This is a genomic window from Nocardiopsis yanglingensis (genome assembly GCF_045809185.1).
GTDB classification, from domain to species: Bacteria; Pseudomonadota; Gammaproteobacteria; order Xanthomonadales; family Xanthomonadaceae; genus Stenotrophomonas; species Stenotrophomonas yanglingensis.
In genome coordinates this window covers 212,937-223,189 of the sequence record NZ_JBJNRH010000001.1, presented here as the reverse complement: position 1 = coordinate 223,189, position 10,253 = coordinate 212,937, and the positions used below count along the sequence as shown (strand labels likewise).

Sequence of the window (10,253 nt, the reverse complement as noted above, 5' to 3'; positions counted from 1 at the left end):
CGCACCGGTTTGACCCGTTACCTGGTGGGCCGGGCCGGTGGCGGTAATTTCAGCGGCCTTCGTGACGTGTATCAGGTTGCCGGCCAGCGGCCGGCACTACCCTCCGTTCAACTCCCTGGCGCTAAGATCGGCGCCATGAACGAGCCCATCCTGCTCCCCCGCGACATTGCCCACGACGCCCGCGACTGGTCCGACCTGCAGCGGGCGGTGACCCTGCTGGAAGCGCCGACCCTGACCGCGCGCATGGCCAACCTGGTCGGTACGCCGCTGGAGTTCGCGGTGAAGGCACTGCCCAGCTCGGTCTCCAATCGCATCCATGGCGCCGTGCAGGCGGCGCTGAGCAAATCGGCGCAGACCGCGCTGTGGAGCATGGACAACACGCCCGGCAAGGGCGCGTCCACCCGCTGGCACAAGCTGGCGGCGGCCACCTCGGGTGCGGTCGGCGGGGCCTTTGGTTTCGCCGCGCTGTTCATCGAGCTGCCGGTGTCGACCACCATCATGATGCGCGCCGTGGCCGACGTAGCCCGCAGCGAGGGGTTCGACCTGTCCGAGTTCAGCACCCGCCAGGCGTGCCTGGAGGTGTTCGCGCTGGGTGGGAACTCGCCGCGTGACGATGCCAGCGAGACCGGCTATTACCTGGCTCGCGGCTTCACCACTGATGTGATGCGCCATCTGTCGGCCGAGCTGGCCGGGCGCGTGGTGACCGGCCGCGATCTGACCTTGGGCGTGGCGCCGAAGGAAGCTGGCAAGCTGCTGGCGAAGATGGTGGAGAAGGTGGCGGCGCGCTTCGGGGTGGTTGTCACCGAGAAATTCGCCGCGCAGGCGGTGCCGATTGTCGGCGCCGCTGCTGGTGCAACGCTCAATACCATGTTCACCGACTATTACCAGGACATGGCGCGTGGCCACTTCATCGTGCGCCGGCTGGAGCTGAAGTACGGGGAAGATGTGGTGCGCGCCTGCTATGACCGCGTGGCGCATGGCACGATCAGGATAGAACCCCGCTTGGAGTAGATCCACGCCATGCATGGATGAGCCTTCATGCCAGGCCATCCTTGCCTGCCAGGCACAACTGTTTTGCCACGCTCCGCCTGTTGCGCTGCAGCCGGCATCCCCATCCTTTGCGGCACTCCCCCGCAAGAGATCGCCGCCATGTTGTTCACTCCCCACCATCTGGGCCTGTTGACCCTGCCCAACCGTATCGTGATGCCGCCGATGACCCGCTCGCGCGCGGCAGGCGGCAATGTTGCCACTGCCGAGATGGCTGCCTATTACGCGCAGCGGGCCAGCGCCGGCCTGATCGTCAGCGAAGGCACCCAGATCAGCCCGCAGGGCCAGGGCTATGCCTGGACCCCGGGCATCCACAGCCCGGAGCAGGTGAAGGGCTGGCGACAGGTGACCGACGCCGTGCACGCTGCTGGTGGCCGCATCTACGCCCAGCTGTGGCATGTGGGTCGGGTCTCGCACGTCGCGCTGCAGCCCGGTGGTGCCGCGCCGGTGTCGTCGTCGGCGCTGCTGGCCGAGGGCGTGAAGGTGTTTGTCGACCCCACCGGCGCAGGCCCGGAAGCGGGCGTGGGCGAGATGATCCAGCACTCGATGCCGCGCGCGCTGACCGAGGCCGAGATTCCGGGCATCATCGCCGACTACGCGCAGGCCACCCGCAATGCGTTGGCCGCCGGCTTCGATGGCGTCGAACTGCACGGGGCCAATGGCTATCTGATCAACCAGTTCATCGATTCGCAGGCCAACCAGCGCACCGACGGTTACGGTGGCGCGCTGAAGAACCGGCTGCGCTTCCTGCGTGAAGTAGTGGAAGCGGTGGTGACGGTGGCCGGTGGTGAGCGCGTTGGTGTGCGCCTGGCGCCGCTGACCACCCTGCAGGGCGCGGTGGACGACACGCCGCAGGCCACCTATCTGGCTGCGGCACACCTGCTGGGCGGGCTGGGCGTGGGCTACCTGCACATCGCCGAGGCCGACTGGGACGACGCACCGCTGATGCCGGTGGCGTTCAAACAGGCGCTGCGCATGGTCTACCCGGGCACCCTGATCTACGCCGGCAAGTACACCGCCGAACGCGCGGAGCAGGCACTGGCCGAAGGCTGGGCCGACCTGATCGGCTTCGGCCGCCCGTTCATTGCCAATCCGGACCTGCCGGAGCGCCTGCGTCTGGGGGCGGAATTGAACCCGCCGGATCGGGCGACGTTCTTCGGCGGAGGCGCGATCGGCTTCACCTCTACCCCACCGGTGAAACAACGCGCCCCCCCCTCCCCCCGAGGGGGGCGGCCCCCGGCCCGCCACTACCGGGGTGTGCGGGGCCGGGCAGTGCCGGCCGCTGGCCGGCATTTCAATCTCGGATCGCCGGTGGGTGGGTGCCGACCGTTGGTCGGCACTCCCGATCAAGGCTTGTCGCGCACCAGCGCGTCGGCCTCGACCACGCCGCCATCCTTGCCATGCAGGTACAGGTGCATGTCCTGCTGCGGATACGGGATGTTGATGCCGGCCTTGTCGAAGCCCAGCTTGAGCTGTTCCAGCAGCGTGACCTTGGTGCCGAACCAGTCGGCCGACTTCACGTAGCAGCGGATGCCAAGATTGATCGCGTGCGCGCCCAGCTCATACACCACCACGTCCGGTGCCGGCGTCTGCAGTACGCGCGGGTCGGCCTTCATCAGCGCCAGCGCGGTGTCGCGTGCCAGCTGGATGTTGTCCTCGTAGCCGATGCCGATCACCAGTTCGACGCGACGCGTCGGCTCGGCGGTCAGGTTGATGATCGGTGCGGCGGTGATCAGCGTGTTCGGAATGGTGGTGTGCTGGTTGTCGGCGCCGGTAAGCACGGTCTGGAAGATGCGCACTTCGCGCACCGTGCCGGTCTGTCCGGCAATGGTCACTACGTCGCCGACACGGAACGGACGCAGCGTCACCAGCATCACGCCCGAGGCGATGTTGGACAGCGAATCCTTCAATGCCAGGCCAACAGCGAGGCCAGCGGTGCCGAGCACGGCCAGCAGCGGGGTGATCTGCACGCCCAGCGTACCAATGGCCAGCACGACCACGATGACCAGCGACGCGGCATACACCACATTGCGCAGGAAGCTGCCCAGCATCGGGTCCACGCCCATGCGCGCGGTGGCGCGTGGCATCGCATTGGACAGGCGTCGTGCCACCCACATGCCGACCAGCAGCACCACGATCGCGGCCAGCAACGGTACGCCGTAGGTTTCCAGCAGGCGTTCCCAATCGAGCGAGTGGAACCAGGGTGTTGCGGCGGGGACGGGCGGTGCGGCGGCGATCATGCGGAAGTTCCTTTGCTGCTACGGGACAGGCGCGAGGTGCGCGTGGCGTGTACGGACGCCAGAAACAGCAAGCCCCGCAGAGGCGGGGCTTGCGTGCAGCAGCAGTATCGGCTGACGCCGATGAACACGACGTCAGCCTGCGGCCTTCACGGCATCAGCCGTTGGCCTTCAGCTTGGCCAGGCGCAGCCAGGTATCGACCACGGTGTCCGGGTTCAGCGACACCGACTCGATGCCTTCCTGCATCAGCCATTCGGCCAGATCCGGGTGATCGGACGGGCCCTGGCCACAGATGCCGACGTACTTGCCCTTGGCACGTGCTGCCTTGATCGCCATCGACAGCAGCTTCTTCACTGCCGGGTTACGTTCGTCGAACAGGTGCGCGACGATCGACGAGTCGCGGTCCAGGCCCAGGCTGAGCTGGGTCAGGTCGTTGGAGCCGATCGAGAAGCCGTCGAAGATCTCCAGGAACTCATCGGCGAGCAGTGCGTTGGACGGCACTTCGCACATCATGATGATCTTCAGGCCGTTCTCGCCCTGCTTCAGGCCATTCTGTTCCAGCACCTCGATGACCTTGCGGCCTTCTTCCAGGGTGCGCACGAACGGAATCATGACCCACAGGTTGTCCAGGCCCATTTCGTTGCGCACGCGCAGCACGGCCTTGCATTCCAGCGCGAAGGCGGCCGAGAAGCTTGGGTCGACGTAGCGGCTGGCGCCGCGGAAGCCGATCATCGGGTTCTCTTCGTGCGGCTCGTAGTTGCTGCCGCCGATCAGGTTGGCGTATTCGTTGGACTTGAAGTCCGACAGGCGCACGATCACGGCATTCGGTGCGACCGAGGCGGTGAGGGTGGCGATGCCTTCGGCCAGGCGATCCACGTAGAAGCCGACCGGATCGGAATAGCCGGCGATCTTCTCGTCGATCTTCTTCTTCGTCGCTGCGTCCTGGCGGTCGTATTCCAGCAGCGCGTTCGGGTGGATGCCGATGTGGCTGGCGATGATCATTTCCAGGCGGGCCAGGCCGATGCCGGCGTTCGGCAGCTGGCCGAAGTCGAAGGCACGTTCCGGGTTGGCCACGTTCATCATGATCTTCAGCGGTGCCGGCGGCATGTTGCCCAGATCGGTGGTGGTGCGCTCGAAGCCGAGCTTGCCTTCGTAGATGAAGCCGGTATCGCCTTCAGCGCAGCTGACGGTGACCAGCTGGCCATCTTCGATCACCTTGGTGGCGTTGCCCGAACCGACCACGGCCGGTACGCCCAGCTCGCGCGCGATGATCGCGGCGTGGCAGGTACGGCCGCCACGGTTGGTGACGATGGCCGAAGCGCGCTTCATCACCGGCTCCCAATCGGGATCGGTCATGTCGGCGATCAGCACGTCGCCCGGCTGCACGCGGTTCATGTCGTCCAGCGTCTTGACCACGCGGGCCACGCCCGAGCCGATCTTGGCACCAACGGCACGGCCTTCGGCCAGCACGTTGCCGCCCTTTTCGGTCAGCGCGAAGCGCTCGATCTGGGTGGCATGGCTGCGCGACTTCACCGTTTCCGGGCGCGCCTGCACGATGAACAGCTTGCCGCTGACACCGTCCTTGGCCCACTCGATGTCCATCGGGCGGCCGTAGTGCTTCTCGATGACCAGCGCCTGCTTGGACAGCTCCTGCACGTCCTCGTCGCTGATCGAGAAGGTGTTGCGCAGTTCGACCGGGGTGTCCTCGATCCTGACGCGCTCACCCGGAACATCCGAATACACCATGCGGATCGCCTTGCTGCCGAGCGAGCGGCGCAGGATCGCCGGCTTGCCGGCCTGCAGGGTGGGCTTGTAGACGTAGTACTCGTCCGGGTTGACCGCGCCCTGCACGACCATTTCGCCCAGGCCGAAGGACGAGGTGACGAACACCACGTCGCGGAAGCCGGACTCGGTGTCCAGGGTGAACAGCACGCCGGAGGAACCGACGCCCGAACGCACCATCAGCTGCACGCCGGCGGACAGGAACACGTCCTCATGCTTGAAGCCGTGGTGCACGCGGTAGGCGATGGCGCGGTCGTTGTACAGCGAGGCGAACACTTCCTTGACCTTGTGCACGACGTCGTCGGCACCGGTGACGTTGAGGAAGGTTTCCTGCTGGCCGGCGAAGGACGCATCCGGCAGATCCTCGGCGGTGGCCGACGAACGCACGGCCACGGCCACGTCGCCGCCGCCGTTGTCGGCGCTCAGCTTGGCGTAGGCGGTGCGGATGTCCTGGTCCAGCTGCGGCTGCAGCGGAGCGTCGATCACCCAGGTGCGGATTTCCTTGCCGGCGGCGGTCAGCGCGTTGACGTCCTCGACGTCCAGCGTGGCCAGCTTGTCGAAGATGCGCTTGGACAGATCGTTGTGCGCGATGAAGTCCTTGAAGGCTTCAGCGGTGGTGGCATAACCGCCCGGCACCGAAACGCCCAGACCGGCGAGGTTGCCGATCATCTCGCCCAGCGACGAATTCTTGCCGCCTACGCGGGCCAGATCGGCCAGACGCAGTTCGTGCAACCACAGGATGTTCTCGTTCAAGCGCGATGCTCCGTTTGGCCATCGCCCGAGGCGGGCTGAGTGGCCGCGTCCGTAGGAAGAAGCCGATATGATGCCGGGCAGAGCACCGTCGGCACAAGCTTGTGCTGGCGGCCTTTTTAAGCTTCGTAGGGGGTAAAAGCGCGCATGTCGACCATCCGTCCGGTGTTCTACGTTTCCGATGGAACCGGTATCACCGCTGAAACCATTGGGCATAGCCTGCTTACCCAGTTCTCCGGGTTCAGCTTCATTACCGACCGCATGTCGTTTGTCGACGACCCCGAAAAAGCGCGTGAAGCCTGTGCCCGGATCCAGGCGGCGGGGGAGCGGTACCAGGTCCGGCCGATCGTGGTGAACTCCTGCGTGGACCAGAGCCTGAGCCTGATCCTGGCCGACAGCGGGGCGTTGATGCTGGATGTGTTCGCGCCGTTCATCGAGCCGCTGGAGCGTGAACTGGCCAGCCCGCGCCTGGCCCGGGTCGGCCAGGCCCACGGCATGGTCGATTTCGACACCTACCACCGTCGCATCAACGCGATGAACTTCGCCCTGACCCATGACGACGGCATCGCGGTGAACTACGACGATGCCGACGTGATCCTGGTGGCGGTGTCGCGCGCAGGCAAGACGCCCACCTGCATCTACCTCGCCCTGCATTACGGGGTGCGCGCGGCCAACTACCCGCTGACCGACGAAGACCTGGAAAGCGACCGCCTGCCGCCGCGCCTGCGTGCCTACCGGCGCAAGCTGTTCGGCCTGACCATCGACCCCGACCGCCTGCAGCAGATCCGCCAGGAGCGCCGCCCGAACTCGCGCTATGCCAACCTGGACACCTGCAAGCGCGAGGTGGCCGCGGCCGAGACCATGTTCCGCATGGAGCGGATCCCGACCCTGAGCACCACGCATACCTCGATCGAGGAGATTTCCAGCAAGGTGCTGGCCACGCTGGGGCTGCAGCGCGAGCTGTATTGATCCGTGCGCCACGACCAACGGTCGTGGGCTAAATGGGGGGCGGGCATTGCCCTTCCTCCGTGGTGGGTATCGACCGTTGGTCGATACCGAGCCCCTTTGGTCGGGACGATCCCGCCCCCACGTTGAAGCACCAACGTGTAGGATCGACCCATGGCCCGAGCCTTGCCCCGTACCGAACGCATTCCCCGCCTGAGCCGGCTGAGCTGGCTCATGGGCCTGTACGCGGAGAATTACCGCCACCTGGTGCGCCTGTTCGAACCGGCCGGACTGGTGGCGGGCAGCTACATTTCCTCGATCGGCGACGGCCTGGACGTGCGCCTGGACGTGATCGAGTGCCACCGCTACACGGTGGAACTGCGCCTGACCTACGACCTGGCCGACCCGGTTACCGGTGAGCCGGATCCCTCGGCGTATGTGCGTCTTTACCGTGACGCGCGCCAGGCCGAGACCACCCACTGCTACGTCGGCCGTCGCTGGCAGGACACCATGGGCCTGTACCCGCCGCCGGCGGAGCTGATCAGCCACCGCATGCGGATGAACACCTTCCTCGGCAAGTGGCTGGAATACCTGGCCGAGCGTGGCCACGGTGTCGCCACCCTGCGCCGCGATCCCGACGGCGCCGGTGCGCCTGCCGAGCGTCGCCTGTCGCTGGTGCGCTGATCGGCCATAATCCACGGCTGACCTGCCGCTGGATGCTGCCCCATGCCGTATACCCCGATCGTCGCCACCCTGGGCTATGTGCTGTCGCCCGATCGTCGCCAGGTGCTGATGATCCACCGCAATACCCGTCCTGGTGACCACCACCTGGGCAAGTACAACGGCCTGGGCGGCAAGATCGAAGCGGACGAGGACGTGGCGGCCAGCATGCGCCGCGAGATCGCCGAGGAAGCCGGCATCGACTGCACCGACATGCGCCTGCGCGGCACCATCAGCTGGCCCGGTTTCGGCAAGCACGGCGAAGACTGGCTGGGCTTCGTGTTCGTCATCGATGGATTCGAGGGCACTCCACACGGTGGCAACCACGAAGGCACGCTGGAGTGGGTGGACCTGGACAAGCTGGACACGCTGCCGATGTGGGAGGGCGACCGCAACTTCCTGCCGCTGGTGTTCGACGCCGACCCCCGCCCGTTCCATGGCGTGATGCCCTACAAGGACGGTCGCATGGTCAGCTGGTCCTACAGTCGACTGTGACCCGACGAATCGGGTGGGAGCCAACCTTTCGGATAGCTGCCACCCTTGGTTGGCACGCTCTCCTGGTTAATTAATACCCGGGCAATATTGACTCTCACAAATTACCCGGGCAATATTCGCGCATCGCCTCTGATGCCATTGCCATGCCTGTGTCCCGACTTCCTCCCTTCAGCTGTTTCGACGGCCATCGCCTGGTCGCTTCCGGTACCCCGGACGTTGCGGCCCTGGCGTTGAAACAACTGCGTGCCGACAACGCCGCCGGTCCGCTGCTGGTGTTCGACAACGCCAGCGGCCGAACCCGCGATTTCGACACGCGCGGCAGCGACGCAGAACTGCTGGCGCGGGTGACCGAAGCGTTTCCCGCCGCCATGGAGGCGGAGGCCGACGCCACTGCCGAAGATGTACCCGCAACCCCGCGTGGCCGTGGCCGCCCAAAGCTGGGCGTGGTCGCCCGCGAAGTGACGCTGTTGCCGCGCCATTGGGCGTGGCTGGCCGAACAGCCGGGTGGGGCCTCCGTGGTGCTGCGCAGGCTGGTGGAAGCGGCCAGCCGTGCCGGTGCCGACAAGGACCGGCAGCGCCGCCACAGCGAGCGTGCCTATCACTTCCTGCAGGCCATCGCCGGTGACCTGCCGGGTTTCGAGGAGGCCATCCGCGTGCTGTTCGCACACGACCGCGCGGGCCTGGAAGCGGCGCTGCATTCCTGGCCCGAGGACGTGCGTGACCACGCCCTGCGCCTGGCCTTCGAAGACGCTGACGGCTGAGCCATCGCGCCGTTGCTGAGCGACGGCGTCATCTGATTGCGGGCTGCGGCCCGCTTCCCCTGTGCTTGCTTTGCTGGCGGAAACGCCGGGCAGGGCGGTGCCTTGCCCAGAGAATCCCATGAGCACCCCTGTACATCCGACACCTCCGACCGCACCACCGCTGTGGCGCACCTACCTGACACTGCTGCTGCCGATGCTGCTGACCAATGCGCTGCAACTGGCCGCAGGCACGCTGGACAACATCTACCTCGGCCATCTGCTCGGCACACAGGCAGTGGCTGCAGCTGCTGCGTTCTTCCCGGTCTTCTTCCTGCTGCTGGCACTGGTGATGGGCCTGGCCACGGGCGCGATGGTGCTGATCGGCCAGGCCTGGGGCGCGGGCCGCCCGCAACAGGCACGCGCGGTGGCTGGCAGTGCGGTGGCGCTGATCCTGCTGCTGTCGGTGCTGGTGATGGCCGTGGGCGGCGGCTTCGCGCCACAACTGCTGGCGGCACTGGGTACGCCGGCGCCGGTCCTCGGTGAGTCCATTGTCTATGCACGCGTCCTGCTGCTGGGGGCTCCGGTGTTCTTCCTGTTGTGGCTGGCCACTGCCGTAAGCCGCGCAGTGGGGGATGCAACGACGCCACTGCATGCGCTGCTGCTGGCCACGGCGATCGGCCTGCTGTGCACGCCGCTGCTGATCCTGGGCTGGGCGGGCCTGCCGCAGCTGGGCGCGGCCAGTGCGGCAGTCTCGGCGGCATTTGCCTCGTTGCTGGCCCTGGTCTGGCTGATGTGGCGCTGGCAGCGGATGGGGCACCCCTTGGCGCCGGGGCATGAGCTGCTGTGCGCCATCCGTTTCGATGGCGCGATCATCCGCGCGATGCTGCGCATCGGCGTGCCGTCCTCGTTGCAGATGCTCAGTCTGGCCATTGCCGAGATCGTGTTGCTGGGCTGGATCAACCGCTACGGCTACACGGCCACGGCCGCCTATGGTGCGGTCAACCAGTTGATGAGCTGGGTGCAGCTGCCGGCGATGTCACTGGGCATTACCGCCACCATCCTCGCGGCGCATGCGATGGGCGCAGGGCGTACGGCACGGCTGCCCGCCATCGCTCGCACCGGCGTGCTGCTTGGGCTGGCGATGCTGAGCGCGGTGGTGCTGCTGGTGACGGTGCTGGCGCCCTGGCTGACCGGGCTGATCCTGGCGGCCGCAGAGGTGCGCGAATTGGCCGCATCGCAGCTGCGCACGGTGGTATGGGGCGTGCTGGCGATGGGAGGCAGCGCGGTGCTGGTCGGGGTGATGCGAGGCAGTGGCACGGTGATGTTGCCAGCGTTGCTGGGCATGGCGGCGGTACTACTGCTGGAGCTGCCGCTGGCGGTGTGGTTGCAGGCGCGGCATGGGCTGCCGGGGCTGTGGTGGGCGTGGCCGTTGGGACTGGTGGCCATGCTGGTGATGCAGGTGTTCTGCTTCGCGCGTTGGCGGCGACGGGTGCAAGTCGGGTAATACCGACCGCTGGCCGGCAACCCGGAATGGTC

General features: G+C 66.7%; 8 protein-coding genes and 1 pseudogene. 7 read left to right on the top strand and 2 right to left on the bottom strand.

What is annotated here, in order from left to right:
• Positions 1-135: 135 nt before the first annotated feature.
• The gene (locus ACJ7C5_RS01025) at positions 136-1,011 is read left to right on the top strand and encodes an EcsC family protein (protein WP_412702819.1); all 876 of its coding nucleotides are present in this window, start codon (positions 136-138) and stop codon (positions 1,009-1,011) included.
• A 27-nt stretch (positions 1,012-1,038) separates the two neighbouring features.
• Positions 1,039-2,166, top strand: a pseudogene (locus ACJ7C5_RS01020) (alkene reductase); the annotation flags it as partial.
• Between the two features lie 227 nt (positions 2,167-2,393).
• On the opposite strand, the gene ACJ7C5_RS01015 reads toward ACJ7C5_RS01020, so the two are convergent.
• Both ACJ7C5_RS01015 and ppsA read right to left on the bottom strand, forming a co-directional pair.
• Complete coding sequence (locus tag ACJ7C5_RS01015; RefSeq protein ID WP_412702818.1) at positions 2,394-3,287, bottom strand: mechanosensitive ion channel family protein; 894 nt, start codon at positions 3,285-3,287, stop codon at positions 2,394-2,396.
• A 154-nt stretch (positions 3,288-3,441) separates the two neighbouring features.
• Positions 3,442-5,820 (bottom strand): phosphoenolpyruvate synthase, encoded by a 2,379-nt coding sequence (gene ppsA / locus ACJ7C5_RS01010; RefSeq protein ID WP_106468461.1) that lies wholly within the window; start codon positions 5,818-5,820, stop codon positions 3,442-3,444.
• A gap of 144 nt (positions 5,821-5,964) precedes the next feature.
• On the opposite strand from ppsA, the gene ppsR reads away from it, so the two are divergent.
• The 5 genes from ppsR to ACJ7C5_RS00985 all read left to right on the top strand — a co-directional run bounded on the left by ppsR (position 5,965) and on the right by ACJ7C5_RS00985 (position 10,221).
• The gene (gene ppsR / locus ACJ7C5_RS01005) at positions 5,965-6,786 is read left to right on the top strand and encodes a posphoenolpyruvate synthetase regulatory kinase/phosphorylase PpsR (protein WP_014037622.1); all 822 of its coding nucleotides are present in this window, start codon (positions 5,965-5,967) and stop codon (positions 6,784-6,786) included.
• 150 nt (positions 6,787-6,936) lie between these two features.
• Positions 6,937-7,446 (top strand): DUF1249 domain-containing protein, encoded by a 510-nt coding sequence (locus ACJ7C5_RS01000; protein ID WP_033833151.1) that lies wholly within the window; start codon positions 6,937-6,939, stop codon positions 7,444-7,446.
• A gap of 42 nt (positions 7,447-7,488) precedes the next feature.
• Positions 7,489-7,977: an NUDIX hydrolase gene (locus tag ACJ7C5_RS00995; RefSeq protein WP_094000883.1), complete on the top strand. Its 489-nt coding sequence runs from the start codon at positions 7,489-7,491 to the stop codon at positions 7,975-7,977.
• Between the two features lie 143 nt (positions 7,978-8,120).
• Positions 8,121-8,738, top strand: a complete 618-nt coding sequence (locus ACJ7C5_RS00990) for a DUF2239 family protein (protein WP_412702817.1) — start codon at positions 8,121-8,123, stop codon at positions 8,736-8,738.
• 118 nt (positions 8,739-8,856) lie between these two features.
• Positions 8,857-10,221, top strand: a complete 1,365-nt coding sequence (locus ACJ7C5_RS00985; RefSeq protein ID WP_412702816.1) for an MATE family efflux transporter — start codon at positions 8,857-8,859, stop codon at positions 10,219-10,221.
• Positions 10,222-10,253 lie beyond the last annotated feature (32 nt).